Consider the following 20209-nt stretch of genomic DNA (forward strand, 5'->3'; position numbering starts at 1 on the left):
CAACTTCCACGTAGCTGGACGGCGAAACCACTGCCGGTCCAAGGAACTTTTGCTGCCAAAAGTAAACGAACCAACCCCGATAACGAGGACAAAACCTATGCGCACTGACGACAGCACGGCCACCGGCAACTCGATTGACTTGCGTCGCCGCGGGTTCCTCAAGGGTGGTGCAGCCTTCGCGTCCATTCCGCTGGTGGCAGGCCTGGCCGCCTGCACACCGGGCTCGGAAACGCCACAGTCTGCGGGCAGTGCAACCAACGCACCATCCGGCTCCGGTGCAGTGGCGGCGGCGACGACGGCAACTGGCCGCCGGACGCTCGGATCACTGGAGGTTTCCAGTATCGGGTTGGGCACCCAGACCATGCCGGGAAACCTGTACGGGCCGGTCAGCAGCCGCGAAGACATGGTTGGTCTGATCCGCACGGCCGCCGAGCAGGGCGTGACCTTCTTCGACACCGCCGAAGCATATGGCCCTTTCGAGTCTGAGCGCATCCTCGGTGAGGCCCTGGAGCCGGTCCGTGACCGTGTAGTGATCGCGTCAAAGTTCGGCTGGGCCATCGACCCGGCCACCGGAGAAAGAACAGGAGGGCTCAACAGCCGCCCCGAGAGCATCCGTCAAGCCGTCGACGGCATGCTGCAGCGCCTCAGGACAGACCGGATTGACCTCATGTACCAGCACCGAGTGGACCCCAACGTCCCGATTGAGGACGTGGCGGGCACCGTGAAGGACCTGATCGCAGAAGGCAAGGTGCTCCATTTCGGCCTTTCGGAGCCCGGACCGGAGACCGTCCGCAGGGCCCACGCGGTCCAGCCCCTCACCGCAATTCAAAACGAGTATTCCATGCTCTGGCGGGGACCGGAGCAGGAGATCCTGCCGCTGTGCGAAGAACTCGGCATCGGATTTGTGCCCTGGGCACCCCTGGGCATGGGATTCACCGCTGGTGCCATCACCCCCTCTACCCGGTTCGCGGAAAATGACTTCCGTGCCGTCGTCCCCCGCAACGCACCCGAAGCACTCGCTGCAAACATGCCGCTGCTGCATCTGCTGCAGGACTGGGCAGTCCGAAAAGGCTCCACCCCGGCCCAGATCTCCCTCGCCTGGCTGATGGCCCAGCGGGAATGGATTGTGCCGATCCCCAGCACAACAAGGCTCCCCCACCTGCTGGAAAACCTCGGCGCGGAAGAAGTTGAGTTCAGCAGCGGCGAACTCCAGGAACTGAACAACGCCGTCGCAAACATCACCATCCAGGGCGGCCGCCTCCCGGCGCCGGCCCTCGCGATGACCGGCGTTGAAGCACCCGCCAGAACAAGCTGAAGCTGAAACCGGCCGCAGCAGGTACCGGCCGGAACCCCGGACCGGTAAAGCTGCGGCCGGCAGGCGGTATGCCTCAACCTGCCTCAGTGCCGAAGGAAAAGACTCCGTATGACACGTAGACCCAAGCTGGTCGTCCTGCTCGCCGTTGCCGCCCTGGCCATGACAGCGCTCACCCTAGTGAACTGGCAGGCCTCACAGGACACCGGCCCACGCAGGCCTGCCATCTCGGCCCCGGGTTACGACCGCTGGACGGTGTCGTAGCCATGATTCGTAAGTTGCTGTTCTGGTCCGTCGCGGTGGTGTTTCCTCTGCCACTGGTGCTCACGTATTACTTTCAATCCTCGGACCCGTGGCGCCTGAAGTACTACATCCTGCTCGGGCTTATTGCCTACACGTGGTGGCTGTTGTCCATCGTGCTCAGTGTCAGGCCGCCCTGGCTGGACCGGCTTGTGGGGCTGGCGTCCATTTATGGGCTGCACGGCATGCTTGGCGTGCTGGCCGTTGTCGCGGCGTATATCCACAGTGAGAACGGCTACGCACCTAACCGTGTGGCCCGGTTCCTAGGGGACTGGGGGTTCTACGGCGCCGTCACTACTCTTTGCTTTGCGGTGTTCTTCCTGAGCGGGTGGCTGGTCGACAGGTCGATGCTGCTGCTGAGGATCAAACGCTTCCTGGAGATCGTCTTCCGTCACCAGCTGTCGGTCTGGATCCACAGGCTCAACCTCGTCATCGTTGCGATGATCTGGCTGCACGCCCACCTGCTCGAACGAGTGAGCCAGCACTTCATCTTCATGACCCTCTTCGACCTGTACACGGTGACAGCGCTGGGCATCTATGCGTGGAAGAAGTGGATCGCGCCCGACAGCTACCTGCTCGGGACAGTTCAAAGGAACGATTCCCGGGGCGAAACAACCCGCCGGGTATCAGTAGCGCTCGACCACGAAGCGGCAAAACTGCAGCCAGGGGACTTTTTCTTCCTCAGCTTCGAAGGCTCCACAGCCGTGAGCCGGGAATGGCACCCCTTCTCGGTAACCGACGACGACCGCAAGACGCTGACCTTCACGATCCGCCAACACGGCAACTTCACCCGCCGGCTGGGCAACCTCGAGACGGGAACCCGCGTACGGCTGGAAGGGCCCTTTGGCCGGTTTGACTCGATTGCTCAGGGACAGGACTCCGACGCCCCGCTGGTTCTGATCGGGATGGGCGCCGGTGTGGCACCACTTCTGAGCCTCACTGCCGCCCACCACCCAACGCGGCAGATCCACCTGCTGTGGTCAGTACGCCGCAAAGGAGACATTTATTACCGCGACAAGCTCGAGGAGTACCGGGCAGCGTCCGGGGGCCGCCTGCAGATCTCCACCCGGATCGGGCGCTTCCGCAAGGACGACCTCACCGCCGTACTGCCCGCCGAAGTCGTGGCGAAGGGCGCGTTCTTCATCGTTGGCCCGAACATCGCGGTCCTCTCCACCCAGCGCCTGCTCCGGCGGATCGGCGTATCGGCACGGCGGATCCATCAGGAACGACTCACGATGTAGACCGCGCCGACCCACCGCTGAAAGGGGAACTGTCAGTACACCTTTCAGCAGTTCCTTTCAGCCGGTTGTGTTTCCTGTTTGGCTCGTAAGGGATGAATGCGAAAACCCGCCACCTTAGCTACGAAAGCGACATGACATGACAGACACAGGACGCCGCGCATTTCTAGGGTTGCTCGGGGCAGCAGCGACCGGAATCGGTATCGCTGCCTGCACTCCCGGAGGAGGCCAAAACGACGGCGGCTCAAATTCCGGGCCTGCGCTGTCATTGGACGGTCCGCGCACACTTGTCGCCTACTTTTCGATGCCGGAAACCGATGATCCGAACGGCATGACCGAAGACGAGGCGAACAGCACCCATGTCGTCGATGGCACAGTACTCGGCAACACGCAGTACGTCGCCCAGCTCATCCAAGCCCGCCTCGGCGCCGAGATCTTCCGCATCGAAACCGCCGAGCCGATGCCGCTCGACCATGACACGCTCATCGAACAGTCCATTCGGGAACAGGAAGAAAACGCACGGCCCGAACTCAAAGCGCTCGTCACGGACCTGAGTGCTTTCGACACCGTATTCATCGGTTACCCGATTTGGAACTATTTACTGCCCTCACCGATGGATACCTTCCTTGACCAGCATGATTTCACCGGCAAAAACATCGTGCTGTTCAGCACCCATGGCGGAAACGGGCTGGCAGACACGGTCGAAACCATCACCGACAGGCTTGCCGGAGCATCCGTGAACCAGGACGGCTTCACCATTTCAAGGGATGACATGGACCAGGCGGAATCCGAAGTGGGTTCCTGGCTCGACGGCCTCGCCTAGGACAAACAAAAGGAAGCAAAGCTATGGCCAGTGCCTCCGTGCATATCGGGCAGCTATATGGCGCTGGCCTGCTTCGACCGTTCTGCCGAAACGGGATACAGCAATGAACGGCTCGGACAACGCCGGGCCGGAAGAGTACATCACCGTGAAATCCTGGAGGTAGGTATTTGCTCATCTCATCGATGGCGCTGCTGTGGGGGCTGCAGTTTGCCTTCCTCACTCCGGCGTTGGCGCTCCTCCTGGTCGATCTGTACGACGCCACCCCCGCCGATGTGGGCTGGGTTCTTGCGGTTTACAACGCCGGCGGCTTTGTCGCCGCGCTGCTCATACCGGCATGGGCGGACCGAAAGAATGACTACCTGCGGCCCATGCTGCTTTGCGGTGCCTTGTCCCTGGCCCTGCCCGGCGTACTGACAGTCGCCACGACACTCCCGGCCGCCGTGGCCGCGCTGATCGGGATAGGTGGCCCGGCCGGCGTCGGCATGTCGCTTCTCTTCGCCCACCTCAAACACTCCGGGGCAGGCCCAGCGGATGTGGTCAACACGCGTGCGATCGTCTCGTTCGCGTGGGTGGCGGGGCCGCCGCTGGCCGTGTTCATCGTCGGCGCGTTCGGCAGCCGTGCGATCCTGCTGGCCCTCGCCGCGATCGCGCTCCTCAATCTCCTGGCGACAGGTGCAACGGCATTCCGGCACAAAGGTACCCACCCGAAGCGTGGCATCCCCGCCGACCGGACGGCTGAAGAGGGACCTGTTCCGCCGAAGATGGTCGTCGCCGGGGTGGTCACCGGCTTTGTCGTGCTTCAGGCCACCGACAGCGCGGCAGTGACCATCATGGCACTGTTCGTCAGCGAACGAATGGGGGAGGGGCTCATCTGGGCCGGCATCGCTCTGGGCGCCTCAGCAGCCCTCGAGATTCCGGCGCTCCTCATCATTGCGCGCCTGAACCGAAAATATTCCGGTAAAGCACTCATCGCTTCGGGATGCCTTGCCGGATTCGCTTACTACGCTGGAATGACCCTTGTCGCCGATCCGATCACCCTCATCGGGCTTCAGCTGCTCCATGCGTGGTTCTTCGGAGTAGTGGCCGGCGTGGGCCTGACATTGTTCCAGCAGATCATCCCGCGTCCGGGCCTGGCCTCAGGCCTGTTCACCAACACACGGCGGCTTGGCGCAATCGCCTCTGGTCCGATTATTGCCATTGGATCGATGACAGCGCTCGGATACCAAGGCGTCTTTGCCGCCTGTGCGATCCTCACGGCCGCGGCCCTAATAATCATCGAACTGTCATCAAGGACTCCAAAGCAACCGCGGAGTCAGGCAGAACGACGCATCCCGGCTCACCAGACCGAGGCGTCTTGAGTTGCAAACCTGTATTCAGCAGCCAGCATTGCGAACACGGCAACCGTTCGGGGCAGATAAGTCCCCGCAAGTCCTCCTTCACGGAGGGGAAACGGCATTCCCAGCACCTGCGTTCATCTCACCGATCCAGTATTCTCAGGCACCGAAGCGGCAGTCAGTCCCCTTATGGGGTGGCAGCCGGTCAGCTGCAGGCTGCCACCCTTGGCATTCCTTCTTCGGACATCCCTCTGACTGCGGTGGCTGATTGGGGCCAGCCGCCCTTGGGCGTTTTAGGCCTCGGGGATCGGCATTCCGAAGGTTTCGAGCGTGATGCTGTCCGGATCCGGTCCGCCACGTACTCCGGTGTCGAGTGCGTCAATTGCGGCGAGCTGGCCGTTGGTGAGTTCGAAGTCGAAGACATCGAAGTTCTCGGCGATGCGCTCGGCCCTGGTGGACTTCGGGATCGCGGAGCGTCCCTGCTGCAGGTGCCATCGGAGCATGACCTGGGCTGCTGACTTTCCGTGCTCACGGCCGATTTCGAGGAGCGTGGGGTCCTCGAAGGCGCTCTTCTCCGCGCCGCCGTAGGAGGTGATGCCGCCGATGGGCGACCAAGCCTGAGTCAGGATGCCGTGCTGCGCGTGCAGGCTTTGGACTTCCTTCTGCTGGTAGTAGGGGTGCAGCTCGATCTGGTTTACGGCAGGAACGACAGAGGTTTCGGCCAGCAGCCGTTCCAGGTATTCGGGCATGAAGTTGCTGACGCCGATCGCACGGACCTTGCCGTCGGCAAGGAGCTTCTCCAACGCACGGTAGGCGTCCAGCGTGAGGTCGAACCGGGTGGTGAGGGGCTGGTGGAGCAGGAGCAGGTCGATCTGCTCGACGCCGAGTTTCTTCGCGCTCTTCTCGAACCCGTGCAGGGCGGCCTCATAGCCGTAATCGCTGATCCACAGCTTGGTCTCGATGAAGATTTCCTCACGCGGGACGCCGGACAGGCGGATGCCCTCGCCGACCTCACGCTCGTTCATGTAAGCGGCAGCGGTATCGATGTGCCGGTAGCCGGTCCGCAGGGCTTCCTCCACCGCGGTGGTTGTTACATCAGGCGGGGTCTGGAAGACGCCGAGGCCGATGGCGGGAAGCTCCACGCCGTTGTTCAAAGTGATGATGTTGTTTGTCATGTCTTCCACGTTAGGCAGGAATCCAGGGCGGGTGAGAGTCACTGGTGTTATCCCCCACGACGCATCACCGGGCCCTTACGGGCTGGTTTCGTCCGCGGTGATCCACCTTGCTGGGGGTAACTGTCAGGGACTCCCACTCCAGGCCAAAGCGAACCTAGCCTTGAAGGTATGAGCACCCGCGACGACGTACAGCAGTTCCTCACCGCACTGCGCGCCCGCATCACCCCTGACACGGCGGGACTCACCTGGTACAGCGGGGAACGCCGCGTGCCGGGCCTGCGCCGCGAGGAAGTCGCCCAGCTCGCCGGAGTGAGTACGGCCTACTACACCAGAATGGAACGCGGCGACCTGAGCGGCGTCTCCGAAAGCGTCTTGTTCGCCCTCGTACGCGCACTCCAACTGGACGAAGCGGAGAAGACTCACCTGTTCGACCTGGCCCGAGCCGCCACCGGACCCCGCCGCGCATCACGGGCCAAGCCCGAACCCCGGATTCCGCCACGCCTCGCCCAATTGCTTGACACCATGCGTGACGTGCCGGCGCTTGCCCTCACCCGTCTGGGCACCCCTGTCGCCTCCAACGCCCTCGGCCGCGCCCTGTTTCCACACCTTTTCCCCGACGGCCCGCCACCGTTGAACCACGCCCGGTACCTGTTCCTGGACGAGCGATCGCAGACTTTCTACCCGGACTGGGAGACCAGCGCACGCGAATCAGTGTCCTCCCTGCGCCTACTTTCCGGACAGGACCCAACGGACCGGGCACTGGCATCTCTGGTGGGGGAACTCGCCACCCGCAGCGAAGATTTCCGTACCTGGTGGGGAGGACACACCGTCAGAATCCACACCAGCGGCACCAAACGGATCAACCACCCGATCGTCGGCGAACTTGCTGTCGGATATGACGTCCTCGGCCTGCAGTCCACGCCCGGGCTCAACCTCACCACCTACCTCCCAGAGCCGGGATCGCCCTCGGCAGACGCCATGGCCATGCTCCAAAGCTGGATCGCAGAAGCTGGCACCACCACCGCATCAAAAGGCTCAACCCGATAAAAAGACGCGTCAGCGATTTGGCCCTGGCCCGCGTGGCCGCAGCCCTGGCGTTTGAGAGCTAGCCATACCGAACAGTTCCTGCAATTCAGTCTCCTTTGCCCCCATGTTCGTTCTCCGGGGTCAAGCCAACCATCACCGATGACGTCCTCGCGGCCACCATAGCCGCAAACCTTCACCGCTGAGCAGAACAGAAAGCACAGGGACACTATGCAATCGGACGAGCCGTTATCAACCCGACGCGCACTGCTGTGCGGCGTCCTCACCGTAAGCGCCGGCGCGGCTCTCACCGCGGTGCTTGCAGCCTGCACCCCGAGAGGATCAGCTCCGGAGACCGCGGCCAGCAATAGGAGCCAGTCTCCTTCGGCGGCGGCAAGTCGGCCCCCCTCCGGGACTGCTTCGGGCACGCATCCGCTTCCTCAAGAGCTGGCGGTCATCCCGCAGGAATTCACTTCTCCAGCCCCACAGCAAGGACAGCTTGTCGAGCTGGATTATGAGACTTACGAGTCGATGACATATGAGGAGAAGACCCAGAAGCTGTCCAAGCGCGCGATCGTCTACCTCCCGTACGGCTACAACGCGGATAAGCAGTACAACGTCTTTTATCTGATGCACGGTGGATGGGGCAATGAGACCTCCACCCTCGGAACACCCGGCAATCCCTCTGATCTCAAGAACGTGTTTGACCACGCGATTGCTTCAGGCGAGGTACAACCTTTGATCATCGTGTGCCCCACCTATAACAACACCAGCCCGGACGACAGTGGAAACTTCAGCTTGGCCCTCACTCTCAACCAGAACTACCATAATGAGCTCTTGAACGACCTTCTTCCGGCCGTGGAGAGCAGATACTCGAGCTACGCCGAGAGCGTCACACCGGAAGGCCTCATGGCCTCGCGCTACCACCGCGGTTTCGGTGGATTCTCGATGGGCGCCGTCGCCACGTGGCGGACCTTTCAGCACGGTCTGGACTACTTCCGCTACTTCCTGCCCATGAGCTGCGGGACCTCGCTGGACATGGACACCATCCTCAACGCGGCTCAGAACCACGATGAAGCCGGATACTTCGTCTGGGTCATGACCGGAACTAACGACTTCGCCAATCCCTACGACGACCGCAGAGTGGGGCTCATGCGGAGCTCCCCGCACTTCACGGAGACCGGTAATGAGCAGGACGGGAACTTCGCCTTTCACGTCAAGGACGGATACTCCCACGATGGGGTCGCCGCGATGGAGTACACCTACAACGGGCTGCGCTGGTTCTGGAACCCGTGAGACGGATCGCCGACAACGGTTATTCCGTCAACCTGCAGGAGCTTGGACAGCCTACGCTCCAAACCTGGCTGCAGGCACAAGCATGACTTTCGGGCCGTCCACGGCTGGGGTCAATCCGGGTCGTCCACGGCTAGAGATCGGAGCCGCGGGTAGCTCCCTGACAGCAGCAGCGGTGGATAACCCCTTAGGACTGTCCCCGGTTGTGGGCGGGCGGACCGGACTTTTCCTTCAAATGTAGATCAATTTCGGTTGTTCCCCAGGACCAACGAGGAGCCGTGTGTCAGCTTTGTGTGTGCTGCATAAGGCCGTGTTCGACGACCCACACGTCGACGACCCATACGCACCACCGCCCGGTGCGTATGGGTCGGCCTCTGGGCGTATCAGGCTTGTTTCTTTTTTTCTGGCCAGGGGCCGAGCTTTTCCTTGTTGCTGACGGCTTCGCCAACACGGGCGGTGTCGGCGAGGTCGCCCACCTTGTGCACTTTGAGGGAGTTGGTAGAGCCGGCCTTTCCGGGAGGCGAACCGGCGGCAATAACCACCAGCTCGCCGTCGTCCACGAGGCCCATCTCCAGGAGGCTGCGGTCAACCTGTGCGGTCATCTCGTCAGTGTGGTCCACCATCTGGACCAGCACCGGCTGGATGCCCCAGGTCAGCGCCAGCTGGTTCCAGACCTGCTCCACCGGGGTGAAGGCGAAGACCGGCTTGATGGGGCGCAGGCGCGAAAGACGGCGTGCGGAGTCGCCGGACTGGGTGAAAGCACAGATGTACTTGGCGTCCAGCTGGTCGGCGATCTCGACGGCGGCACGGGTGATGGCGCCGCCACGGGTCTTGGGCTTGGTGCCCAGCGGAGGAACGCGCTCGAGCCCGTGGACCTCGGTGGATTCGATGATCCGGGCCATCACCTTGACGGTCTCGATCGGGTACTTGCCCACGCTGGTCTCACCGGAGAGCATGGCAGCGTCCGCACCGTCCAGCACTGCGTTGGCGCAGTCTGAGGCCTCGGCGCGGGTGGGGCGGGGGTTGTCGATCATGGATTCCAGGACCTGGGTGGCCACGATGACCGGCTTCGCCCAGCGGCGGGCCAGTTCGATGGCACGCTTCTGGACGATCGGCACTTCCTCCAGCGGAAGCTCCACGCCAAGGTCGCCACGGGCCACCATGATGGCATCGAACGCATCGATGATCTCGGGAAGCTGCTCCACGGCCTGCGGCTTTTCGATCTTGGCGATGACCGGCACGCGGCGGCCTTCCTCGTCCATGATCTCGTGCACGCGGACAATGTCGGACGCATCGCGCACGAAGGACAGGGCCACCAGGTCAACACCGCGGCGCATCGCCCAGCGGAGATCATCCTCGTCCTTTTCACTCAGCGCCGGAACGTTGACAGCAACACCGGGCAAGTTGATGCCCTTGTTGTTGGACACCATCCCGCCCACAGTCACCTCAGCGACAACCTTGACGTCATCAACCTCGATGGCACGGAGCGCCACCTTGCCGTCGTCGATCAGCAGGGCGTCGCCCACGTTGACGTCCTCGGTGAGGCTCTTCAGCGTGGTGGAGCAGATGTCCTTGGTGCCGGGAACGTCCTCGGTGGTGATGGTGAAGGTGTCACCCACAGCAAGGGCGTGCGGGCCGTCAACGAACCGGCCCAGGCGGATCTTCGGACCCTGCAGGTCAGCCATGATGGCCACCGGCTTGGTCAGCTCGGCCGCTGCCTTCCGGACGTTCTCGTAGGTGTTGTCATGCACGGTGTAGTCGCCGTGGCTCATGTTCATGCGGGCGACATCAACGCCGGCCTCCAGCACCGCGAGGGTGTTATCGTAGCTGGCAACTGCCGGGCCGAACGTAGCCACAATTTTCGCGCGTCTCATATACCTGCCTTTGTATTCTGTTGTGTGGATTTCCGATACAGAAACGCCCGCCCGTGTTTAATCCCGGGCGGGCGCTGCTGTTTCCCGCGCTGTGGAGTTCAGCTACAGGAGGCTTGTTCCGATTTCTCTGCCGATCTGTCGGAGCAACGTGGCGGAGAGGTGAGGGTCTTTGGAGGAGTCCATATCGGTGTAGTCCGCCAAGGTGTAAACCCGGGTGAGGGCCATTTCAGACCATCGCTCCTTGGGAAGCAGCGAGCGGCCGGCGACAGCGATGATGGGACGGGAACCGGAGCGCCGCGCAACAGCGGCGGGCAGTTTCCCTGCCAGGGTTTGTTCGTCGATGCTGCCTTCGCCGGTGATCACCACATCGCAGCTGTCCTTGCGGGTGTTGAAGTCCAGCAGGTCCAGGAAGTAGTCGGCACCGGATACCTGTTTGGCGCCGAGCAGCAGGCAGGCGTAGCCGATGCCTCCGGCGCTTCCAGCGCCTTCATGTGCTGCCAGTGATTCCGCGTCCGCGAATCCGGCTTCGGCCATTTTGGTTACGAAGTGCCCCAGACTGTCATCGAGGAATGCGACCTCCTCCGCTGTGGCCCCCTTTTGTGGGGCGAAGACCGCCGGTGCACCGTTGGGGCCGCGGAGGGGGTTGTGGACGTCGCTCGCGACGACAAGTTCGGTGTCCTGAAGTTCCGGAAGCGCGGTGCGGTGAACGGACCGGATCTGTCCCAACGCTCCTCCGCTGCCGTAGAGCTGGCGCCCTTCGGAGTCGTGGAAGCTGTAGCCAAGGGCGGTGAGCATTCCCATTCCGCCGTCGGTACTGGCGCTACCGCCCAGTGCCAGGACGATCCTTGCAGGGTTAAGGCTGAGCGCGAACAGGACGGCTTCGCCGAACCCACGGCTGGAGGAGTTCAATGCCTCCAGTTTGCCTTCGGGCAGCAGTCCGAGTCCGCAGGTGTTGGCCACCTCGACGACGGCGGTGGTGCCGTCGAAAGCGATGCTGGACTGTACGGGCTGGCCGGTGGGGCCGGCAACGGTGTAGCTGTGGCGGGTGAAGCCGGAGGTGACGGCGGCGTCGACGCTGCCGTCACCTCCGTCCGCCAGGGGAAGCAGTTCGCACTGAACCGCTCCGGCCGTGCCCGGGACGTCAGCGGCGGAGCGAAGCCCTGTTGCCAGAGCCTGCGCTACCTCGCTGGCCGTGAGGCTGCCCTTGAACTTGTCGGGGGCGATAAGTGTACGCACGGTTTTGGTGGCGGTCGTTGCGGTCATGTCAGACGGTTTCCGAGTAGGCGGGGCGTCGGTCAGCTGGCGCTACGAGATCCGGGCCCGGTCCTGCGTGCTTGGCGGTGGTTTCCTTGGGCCCATGGTGGCCGTACTCGGTCAGGTCGTCATCAATGTCAGTGACCTCGTCCAAGTGGATCGGGTCCTCGGACGGCATGGGCTCCACGGTTTCGCCGGCGAAGACCCGGCGGGCGCGGTCTGCGTCCAGGGTGCGGTCCCACCAGGCGATGAAGAGGGTGGCGACGGCGTTGCCGGTGAAGTTGACCAGGGCGCGGCATTCGGACATGAATTTGTCGATGCCGAAGATGAGCATGATGCCGGCGGCGGGGATGGTGCCCAGGGTGGTGAGGGTGGCGGTGAGGGCGATGAAGCCGCCGCCGGCGACACCCGCGGCGCCCTTTGAGGTCAGGAGCATGACGGCGAGAAGGCCCAGCTGTTCGCCCAGGGTCAGGTCCGTGTTGGTGGCTTGGGCGATGTAGAGGGCGGCGAGGGAGAGGTAGATGGCTGCGCCGTCGAGGTTGAAGCTGTAGCCGGTGGGGACGACCAGGCCTACGGTCTCTTTCTTGACGCCGGCGTGCTCGAGCTTGCGCATCAGGCCCGGCAGGGCCGGTTCGGCGGTGGAGGTGCCGAGGATGAGCATGTATTCCTCTTTGAGGTGCCGGATCATCGTGAAGATGTTCAGCTTCAGGAAAAGCATGATGGAGCCGAGCACGATCACCACGAAGAGGATGGAGGTGATGTAGAACAGGGCGATGAGCCCGCCCATGCTGGTCAATGATGAGACGCCGAACTTGCCGACGGCGTAGGCCATGGCGCCGAAAGCACCAATGGGGGCGGCCTTCATGATGAAGCTGAGGATCTTGAACATCACGCCGGTGAGGCGCTGCACACCGTCCAGGACGGGGGCGCCGACCTTGCCCATGGCGTTCAGGGCGATACCGAAGATGACGGCGATGAAGATGATCTGCAGGATGTTGCCCTCGACGAAGGGGGAGACCATGCTTTCCGGGATGATGTGGGTGAGGAACTGCCACCATTCCTGGTTCGCCCCGGCGTCGATCAGCTTCGCGGCGGACTCGGAGGTCTCGATGCTGCCAGCATCTGCGTTGACGCCATCGCCCAGCCGGAAAATGTTGATGGCCACCAGGCCGAAGATCATGGCCAGGATGGTGCCGACCTGGAAGTAGGTCAGGGCCTTCAGGCCCGTCATGCCGACCTTCTTGAGGTCAGCGACGCTGGCGATGCCGCCCACGATGGTCAGGAACACGATGGGGCCGATGAGCATCTTCATCGCATCAACGAAGGTGGTCCCGATGGGTTCCATGGCGATGCCGACACTGGGCGCGAGCCAGCCGACGAGGATGCCGACGACGATGGCGGTCAGTACCCAGAAATACAGTTGGCGGTACAAAGGTGTTTTGCGGGCCGCCGAAGCTGTACCGGCGGTAGTGATGTGGTCCATGATTCCTACCTCGTTGTGGAATGTAGCTGGAGGGTGCTCGATGAAGGTGGGCATGACGGAGTGGACGGCGGCGGTGTTCTGCCGCCGTCCACTCCGGGCTATGTACTGACCGCCGGGATCGTCCCTGGCCGGTCGCGCGTTCTGGCTAGACGGCGGCCAGGGTGTTGGTCAGGGCCTTGATGATGGCCTCGGTGACGTCGTCGGTGTTGGCGTTCCCGCCGACGTCGCGGGTCAGGTGGCCGGAACCGGTGGCAGCTTCGATGGCAGCTTCAACCTTGCGTGCTTCCTCGTGGAGGCCGAAGTGGTCCAGCATCAGGGCGGCGGAGGCGATGGCACCGATCGGGTTGCTGATGCCCTGCCCGGCGATGTCCGGAGCCGAACCGTGGACCGGTTCAAACATGGAGGGGAAACGGCGCTCCGGGTTCAGGTTCGCGCTGGCGGCCAGGCCCAGGCTGCCGGCAAGCGCCGAGCCCAGGTCCGAGAGGATGTCGGCGTTCAGGTTGGACGCCACGACGACGGACAGGTCCTCGGGCTTGAGGATGAACTTGGCACTCATGGCGTCCACGAGGACGCTTTCGGTCTGCACGTCCGGGTAGTCCAGGGCCACGCGGTTGAAGACTTCATCCCAGAGGACCATGCCGTACTGCTGGGCGTTGGACTTGGTGACGGAGGAAACCTTTTTCACGGTGCGGGTGCGGGCAAGGTCGAAGGCGAAGCGCATGATGCGCTCACAGCCCTTTTCGGTAAACAGTGCAGTCTGCAGGGCTACCTCGTTGCCGGGGCCGCGGCCGCTCAGGTTCCGTCCGCCCAGGCCGGCGTATTCGCCTTCGCTGTTTTCGCGGACCACGACCCAGTCGAGCTCGGTGTTGTCGGCCTTGCGCAGCGGGGACTGGACACCGGGGAGGAACTTCACGGGGCGGATGTTGGCCCACTGGTCGAAGTTCTGGGTGATGTTCAGGCGCAGGCCCCAGAGGCTGATGTGGTCCGGGACGTTCTCCCAGCCGACGGCGCCGAAGTAGATCGCATCGAAGTTCTTCAGGGTCTCCAGGCCATCGTCGGCCATCATCTTGCCGGTTTCTGCGTAGTAGCCGCAGCCCCAGGGGAACTCGGTCCAGTCGAAGGCGAACTTGCCGTTGGAGTCCTTGGCCAGGGCGTCCAGGACGCGGCGGCCTGCGGAGACAACTTCCTTGCCCACACCGTCTGCGGGGATTGCTGCGATGGTGAATTTCTGGGTGGCGCTCATGTGCCTACCTCCTCGTTGAGTATTTAGCAGTGAGCCTGTTAGCGGGGTCACACTGTTCTTCCTCTTCAAGTAGACGGCCTGCTCCTATACCGCGTCCAAGACTAAGATTCGATACGGCATATAGGCTCAGCCTATCGACGCAGATAGGTCCGCGGTTTCCGGGTCCGGAGAGGCATGGAGTTTTGCCACTGCCAGGAAGGCACGGGCAGCGGGCGTGAGGTCCTCTTTCCGGCTGAGGACCGCAACGTCCAGGTGGGAGACGGGTTCGATGAGCAGGGTTCTGAGTCCTGATCTTTGGGCCAGCGGTGCCCAGGATGAAGGCATGACCGCGTGGCCCACGCCCGCGAGCACGAGCGGCAGGATCGAGGTCCGGTGGGCGACTTCGGCAACGATTTCAGTGTCGACGCCGTGGGCCAGCGCGTCATCGACCAGCCACCGCATCAGGGAGCCGCGTTGGCTCGCGATCAGCCGGTGGCCGCCCAGGTCTTCCCGTTGGATGGACGTTCCGGGGTTGAAGGTGTCGGCCTGGGGATTGACGATGAGAATCAGGGGCTGGCGTTCCAGCTCAAGGACCTGGACTCCTGGCACCCTTATGGGTGTGGGGGAGCCGGCGAGGCCGATCTCCGTGCTGCCTGACCGGACGGAGTCGATAACTTCTTCCGGTGTGAAGGCGGCACTGACATTCAGCCGGACCGAAGGGTGCAGCCGGGTGAAGCCGGCGATCATGGATGTCAGCGGCTCAATGCCGGGGGAGGGCATCGAAATGATGTCCAACCGCCCGCTTCGGATCCCGCGCAGGGCCTGGACTGCCGAGGCCGCCGCATCAAGATCACGCATGACCAGTCTGGCCGGGCCGACGAGTTCTTTGCCTGCTTCGCTGAGGACGGCGCGGCGGCCGATGCGGTGGAACAGTGGGACGCCCAGGTCCTTCTCCAGACTCGCGATGGTCTGCGAGAGGGAGGGCTGGGCGATCAGCAAATGCTCGGCAGCCCGGTTGAACCCGTCGTGATCTACCACGGCCAGAAAGTACTTCAGCTTTCGCGTATCCACGCAGCTCCTTAACGCGTTTTCGAACCTTTGGGTTTTGCAGCAACGCCCTTGAGAAGCCCTCTCCGGGACGACGGGCAGGGCCTAAATAGCCTACGCCTATCAGCCGGATTGCTTCTATGTCTTGGACGCATTGGCAAGCATTGGCTCTCATGGACGATATAGCGACCACTTCAGGGGCCGCAGCCGCCGGAAGGTTGGGTCGGCTCGCCCGCTGGGCGCCATCAGGCGGCCGGGATCCGCGTACGCGAACGGCCGCGCCACGATCTGAAACGAGAAGAATCTGGTGCTCTACGTCTGCTACGGCAGCGAGTTCGGTGGCGGCTGCCAGCTGGTCCCTGTCCGGAAGAAATGGCCGGCGTGACCCGCCGTCTGCTGGTGCTGCCAAGTCTGCGCGGCCGGCCCAAGTGTCCGCTCAGAGAGACTTGGGGCGGTGCGGGGTTCAGCCTTTACCAGGGCCGGGGCTCCCCGGCACGAGATCAACAGCGGCAGAGTCGCTTTTAAAGTTTTGAGTCCAAAAATGTGGTGTATCCCTCGGCCCGGTCCAACAGGCGACGCCCGGCGCCGCTGTCCTGCAACAACCACAAGTACCGCCCGTCATCGGAGATGTCGTCCACACGTCCCATGATGCGCGGGTTTCGCTTATCTGATGTCAGGAGCACGACGGTGTCACCGGGGGTCAGCTCGCGCCAGTTGCCTATTTCCTTACGCATGCGGCTGGAGAGCATGGGGTGGTGAGTGCGGGGATTCGAGATGTACATGCGTGCCCTCCGTTTCAAGGTCAATGCTCAAGTGACCGGCGAGAGTGTTTGATGTGCCGTTTTCCTGGCGGGAAGGAAGATAAAACCCGGCGCGGGCCCCGAGTTTCGGGTGCGTGTTGCGGTTCCGCGTGCCCGCGCCGGGAGAACTATCGCTTCAAGGGTTCCCACTGGAGGGGCCTCTCCTGGAGCAAGCTGAAACTCGTTGCGGGTCCCTGTCCTCTTGCGCGGCGTCGCCCGCCTATCGGCCGACCGGGCGTTAACAGTCATGCTAAGCGCCCCGGTTTCCAGGACAACCTGCGGGAGAAACCGGCCAGATCCACAGCCTGCCGTTGAGGTGACTGTGGATCTGACCGGTTGGGTTTTGATTATCTGCCGATGCCCGTGATACCGACCATGATCGGGACGATGCTGATGATGAGGATTGCGCCGAGGATATCGAAGGTGAATCCGGTGCGGACCATGCGGGTGATGGGAACGGCGCCGGAGCCGTAGACGATGGCGTTCTGCGGCGTTGAGACCGGCAGCATGAACCCGAAGGATGCGGCGAACGTTGCTGCCAACGCGGGAACGAGGGGGTCCACTCCCATGGCGACACACAACGGTATGACGATGGGGACAACGACGGCCGCGGACGCGGTGTTGCTGGTTGTCTCCGAGATGAGGATCGCCAGGATTGCCGCGAATGCGGTGATCGCCACGATATTGGTGACGCCAAGGTTCTGAGCGGCAGCGTTCCCGATCGTTTGGGCGAGGCCGGTGGCCGAAAGGAGGGCGCCGAAGATGATGCCCGTACCGAAAAGGATGATCGTTCCCCAGTCGATCTTCGCAGCGTCGGACCAAGTCATGGTCGCGCGGCGTTCCTTCCAGTTGGTAGGAAGGATAAAGAGCAGGGATGCGCCGATCACAGCAACGATGCCTTCGTCCAGCCGGTCGTCAAGGAACGCATAGAGATCGGAATCCGGACCGGTGATGAGGCTTGCGATTGCCGGAAGGAGCCACAGCGTGACGGTCAGGCCGAAAGCGATCAGCGTGTTGATTTCGGCCCGGGACATCTTTCCCTGCTCGGCCTTCTGCTCGCGGATGAATTTGTCCACGCCTTCGATGCGGCGGATTTCCGGCTTGTTCAAAAGGAACATGATGAGCGCCAGCACGACGAACATTGCTACGCAGACCGGAGCCACTGTGGCTGTCCATTGAACGAAGGAAATCTTAGTACCGGTTGCTTCCTCGATGAGGCCGCGGCCGATCAGGTTCGGGGGCGCTCCTACAGGGGTCAGGAGGCCACCAACACTGGCCCCGTAGGCGAGCATCAGCATCAGGGCTGCGCCCACACGGAGACGCAGCGGGTCGAAGTCTGCCTTGACGACGCCGCGGTCCTGCATCAGTTTTGCGATCACGGCCAGGATGCCCAGGGCGGTGGGCATCAGCATGGCCACGGTGGCTGTGTTTGAAACGAACGCGGAGAGGACGCAGGTGATTACGCCGAAGGCGATGATGACGCGGTAGGTGGACTTGGCGACACCGGGAATGGACAAAACGGCGAATGCCAACCGCTGGGCTATGCCGTGTTTCAGCATGGCCGCCGCGAGTATGAAGGCGCCGATGAAGGTGAAGATGGTTGTCGAGCCAAAGGGGCGCAGCACCTCATTGGCTGGTGCCACGCCGAGCAGGACGACAGCAGCAACACCGATGAGCCCACCCACCGGGATGGGTACCGGTTCGCAAATCCACAGAATAATGACACCCAGCAGAACAGCTGCGAGCAGCTGCTGCGTGTGATCCATCCCGGTCGGGAGAAGCGCGAAAATAATCGATACCGCCGGCGCCAGAAAGAATCCCAGTGTCTGCCGGGCCCGCTCGAACTTCTCCTCCCGCGGAGTCAGCTTCTGCTCGCTCAAACTCCTGAACGTCTTGCCGCCCAGTAAGGCGGCCCGAACATCAGTCCGCGGCGGTGGTGAGGTGGCCGCTGAAGACTCAGTCAAATTGCTGGACATCGTCGTCCTTTCGTCATAGGGGTTGGACCTACTGTGCATCCGTGACCCGAATCACGTCCAAGACGAAATCCCTACTGACCTAATAGGAAAAACCAATCTCAGCCCCCACAAAGAGGCTTCAGCCACTTTGCCCTCAAGGGCGCCGTTCGCCTCCAGAAGCCGGCGAGCCAGCGCCCCCACCGCACGAGGCGGTCACTCCAATCGCCTACGGAGGCTTAAGCGGCTCCGACTCCTATCTGCACTACTGGCAGCCCGGAGCCGCCGCGAATTCCGACCAGAATCCGGGGCATTGCAGAGACTCCCCGACTGGTTTTGAAAGGCCGATAACGGATATTCCGTAAACTTGTCTCTCTCGGCCACGTCGGCCGGCGACGACGTCGCGCGGGAGTTGGCAGAGGCCTTTCCTCTCCCCGATTGATAGGGGAGGGGGAGGAACAGCACCGCTTTTTGGGGAATTCTTCCCGTGTCCTGTACGTTGCAGGACCGGTAACCCACCCCAACAGAGAAGAGATGCACCGCCGTGGCAACCGATTACGACGAACTGCGCACCGACATTAAGGAGTCCCAAGAAAATTCGCTGGAGGCCCTGAAGTCCGCCAAAGCACCGGATGCGAAGTCCGTGGTTCAGGAACTCGACGAGGCTGACACCCTCGACGGCCTCACCCCGGGCGGCGAGTTCATTGCCGAAGAGCTCGTTGTCCAGGTCATTCCGCAGGCTGATGATGAGTTCACCTGTTACTCGTGCTTCCTGGTCCGCCACCGTTCGCAGAAGGCGCGCGAGAAGGACGGCCATGCCTATTGTGTCGAATGTGAGGGCTGAGCCCCGCTACTGGCCGGCTGTCCCGGAGCGGGTCTGGGACAGCATCCGCGAAGAATTCACCCTGCCAACCGCGGCAGCATGGAGACGCACTTGCTCTCTCTTGGCGAGCCCGACGGGATGCGCCGCACCGTCCGGGTATTTATCGGCGAGGAAACCTGCTGTCCGGGCTTCCAGCTCAAAGACGGGGCTCTCCACGAACCCGTACTGCGGCTCTTCGACCACGCCATGGCGCTGAAGGTCCCGCACAACGTGTTCGCCGCGTGGATGGTCAGCCCGCTGTCAGCCGGGGCGTGCTCCAGACCCGTGGACATGCTGGACAGCATGACGCTGCTCCAAAGCTCCCTCGCTGCTTTCGCAGACAGATACCGCCCGGTCGAAAAACGACGCTGACGCCTTAATGGCGACTCTCTTGGCCGCGGGTGCATGATTCCAGGTCTTCAGCCGGTTTAGGGTTCTGATCTTCAGCCGTGCCACGTGAGGCTCAACTCTCTTAGAGCGAAAAAGGAATAGGGAAGCCTTCCCGTGCCTTGTTGCTGATGGGGCCGCTGACCGCTGGCTGCCTCATTCGAAAGGACCCTCTTGCCCACAGCTTTCATTCCCTTCACCATGCGCGCCTCAGCCCGTAATGACCACCGCGGCACCTTCCGCACTGACATTGAACGACTGAGCGCCGGACACCGGCACTGGGCGCCCCTTGACGTGCTCAGGTCCACGAATACCCAAGCTGTTTTCCGCGGTGCCGTCCCCAAGGGCGCACACACCGCGACTGATGCGAGTCTCGCACGCTTCCTCCAGGACCGTCTCGCCACTGTTGACATCCATCTGGACCTCAGCGTCAAGATCGAGCGATAGCCCGGCCCCAAAAGCCCCGGACCATGGTCCGGGGCCTTTCGTGTGCCCGCTAAAGTCGCGAGTCCGGTCAGGCCAAAGGAAGGCCAAAGGGAGCAACGATCAGCCGTAGCGTCAGAATAGGGCGAAATTTCCGTTTATGGACAGGGCTCATGATGTTCTCAAACCCCACCCTGACAGTCGAGGGGCAGGAAACCGAGGTGCAGTAGCCCGAGAATCATCAAAACAGGCCAAAAAATCGGGACCTGATGAGACTCGCGTGCGGCAGGAGCAGGAGCGGACGAATTCCCCTGGTGCGGCTCGACAGGTGTCTGAGAACAAGAGCGAAGCCCAGCCGGCAGGTGAATCCTCCCTTACGAGACCGCCTTTACGTCAGGCTGGGGTGT

General features: G+C 62.6%; 18 protein-coding genes. 10 read left to right on the forward strand and 8 right to left on the reverse strand.

The genetic code is table 11. The features are described 5' to 3' along the window. Positions 1 to 97 precede the first annotated feature (97 nt). From ABRP28_RS15950 to ABRP28_RS15970, 5 genes are all read left to right on the forward strand, one after another. Positions 98 to 1315: an aldo/keto reductase gene (locus tag ABRP28_RS15950; protein WP_350004224.1), complete on the forward strand. Its 1218-nt coding sequence runs from the start codon at positions 98 to 100 to the stop codon at positions 1313 to 1315. Between the two features lie 108 nt (positions 1316 to 1423). Next, the gene (locus ABRP28_RS15955; RefSeq protein WP_350004225.1) at positions 1424 to 1576 is read left to right on the forward strand and encodes a hypothetical protein; all 153 of its coding nucleotides are present in this window, start codon (positions 1424 to 1426) and stop codon (positions 1574 to 1576) included. A 2-nt stretch (positions 1577 to 1578) separates the two neighbouring features. Continuing rightward, positions 1579 to 2853, forward strand: a complete 1275-nt coding sequence (locus ABRP28_RS15960; protein WP_350004226.1) for an FAD-binding oxidoreductase — start codon at positions 1579 to 1581, stop codon at positions 2851 to 2853. A gap of 328 nt (positions 2854 to 3181) precedes the next feature. Continuing rightward, complete coding sequence (locus ABRP28_RS15965; protein WP_374152870.1) at positions 3182 to 3673, forward strand: flavodoxin; 492 nt, start codon at positions 3182 to 3184, stop codon at positions 3671 to 3673. A gap of 167 nt (positions 3674 to 3840) precedes the next feature. Beyond that, complete coding sequence (locus tag ABRP28_RS15970; protein ID WP_350004228.1) at positions 3841 to 5031, forward strand: MFS transporter; 1191 nt, start codon at positions 3841 to 3843, stop codon at positions 5029 to 5031. A 269-nt stretch (positions 5032 to 5300) separates the two neighbouring features. Here ABRP28_RS15970 and ABRP28_RS15975 read toward each other — a convergent pair whose 3' ends face one another. Then, positions 5301 to 6182: an aldo/keto reductase gene (locus tag ABRP28_RS15975; RefSeq protein WP_350004229.1), complete on the reverse strand. Its 882-nt coding sequence runs from the start codon at positions 6180 to 6182 to the stop codon at positions 5301 to 5303. Between the two features lie 168 nt (positions 6183 to 6350). Here ABRP28_RS15975 and ABRP28_RS15980 point away from each other — a divergent pair, with 168 nt between their 5' ends. Together ABRP28_RS15980 and ABRP28_RS15985 are read left to right on the forward strand one after the other, a co-directional pair. After that, entirely contained in the window at positions 6351 to 7229 is an 879-nt protein-coding gene (locus ABRP28_RS15980) for a helix-turn-helix transcriptional regulator (protein ID WP_350004230.1), read from the forward strand. A gap of 507 nt (positions 7230 to 7736) precedes the next feature. Then, positions 7737 to 8501: an alpha/beta hydrolase-fold protein gene (locus tag ABRP28_RS15985; RefSeq protein ID WP_350004231.1), complete on the forward strand. Its 765-nt coding sequence runs from the start codon at positions 7737 to 7739 to the stop codon at positions 8499 to 8501. Between the two features lie 380 nt (positions 8502 to 8881). On the opposite strand, the gene pyk is transcribed toward ABRP28_RS15985, so the two are convergent. The 7 genes from pyk to ABRP28_RS16020 form a co-directional block, all read right to left on the reverse strand. Beyond that, entirely contained in the window at positions 8882 to 10372 is a 1491-nt protein-coding gene (pyk, locus tag ABRP28_RS15990; RefSeq protein WP_350004232.1) for a pyruvate kinase, read from the reverse strand. A 102-nt stretch (positions 10373 to 10474) separates the two neighbouring features. Beyond that, positions 10475 to 11635: a glycerate kinase gene (locus ABRP28_RS15995; protein ID WP_350004233.1), complete on the reverse strand. Its 1161-nt coding sequence runs from the start codon at positions 11633 to 11635 to the stop codon at positions 10475 to 10477. 1 nt (position 11636) lies between these two features. After that, positions 11637 to 13109, reverse strand: a complete 1473-nt coding sequence (gene dctA, locus ABRP28_RS16000) for a C4-dicarboxylate transporter DctA (RefSeq protein ID WP_350004234.1) — start codon at positions 13107 to 13109, stop codon at positions 11637 to 11639. Between the two features lie 145 nt (positions 13110 to 13254). Beyond that, positions 13255 to 14352 (reverse strand): tartrate dehydrogenase, encoded by a 1098-nt coding sequence (locus ABRP28_RS16005; protein ID WP_350004235.1) that lies wholly within the window; start codon positions 14350 to 14352, stop codon positions 13255 to 13257. Between the two features lie 126 nt (positions 14353 to 14478). Next, complete coding sequence (locus ABRP28_RS16010) at positions 14479 to 15402, reverse strand: LysR family transcriptional regulator (protein ID WP_350004236.1); 924 nt, start codon at positions 15400 to 15402, stop codon at positions 14479 to 14481. Between the two features lie 497 nt (positions 15403 to 15899). Next, positions 15900 to 16160, reverse strand: coding sequence for a hypothetical protein (locus tag ABRP28_RS16015; protein WP_350004237.1), 261 nt, complete (start codon positions 16158 to 16160; stop codon positions 15900 to 15902). A 365-nt stretch (positions 16161 to 16525) separates the two neighbouring features. After that, the gene (locus ABRP28_RS16020; RefSeq protein ID WP_350004238.1) at positions 16526 to 18058 is read right to left on the reverse strand and encodes a DASS family sodium-coupled anion symporter; all 1533 of its coding nucleotides are present in this window, start codon (positions 18056 to 18058) and stop codon (positions 16526 to 16528) included. A gap of 616 nt (positions 18059 to 18674) precedes the next feature. On the opposite strand from ABRP28_RS16020, the gene ABRP28_RS16025 reads away from it, so the two are divergent. The 3 genes from ABRP28_RS16025 to ABRP28_RS16035 all read left to right on the forward strand — a co-directional run bounded on the left by ABRP28_RS16025 (position 18675) and on the right by ABRP28_RS16035 (position 19826). Beyond that, positions 18675 to 18974 (forward strand): DUF4193 domain-containing protein, encoded by a 300-nt coding sequence (locus ABRP28_RS16025; RefSeq protein ID WP_350004239.1) that lies wholly within the window; start codon positions 18675 to 18677, stop codon positions 18972 to 18974. 90 nt (positions 18975 to 19064) lie between these two features. Further along, positions 19065 to 19364, forward strand: a complete 300-nt coding sequence (locus tag ABRP28_RS16030; RefSeq protein ID WP_350004240.1) for a hypothetical protein — start codon at positions 19065 to 19067, stop codon at positions 19362 to 19364. Between the two features lie 189 nt (positions 19365 to 19553). Then, the gene (locus ABRP28_RS16035; protein WP_350004241.1) at positions 19554 to 19826 is read left to right on the forward strand and encodes a hypothetical protein; all 273 of its coding nucleotides are present in this window, start codon (positions 19554 to 19556) and stop codon (positions 19824 to 19826) included. Positions 19827 to 20209 lie beyond the last annotated feature (383 nt).

This window comes from Pseudarthrobacter sp. WHRI 8279 (genome assembly GCF_040224115.2).
Classification (GTDB): Bacteria; Actinomycetota; Actinomycetes; order Actinomycetales; family Micrococcaceae; genus Arthrobacter.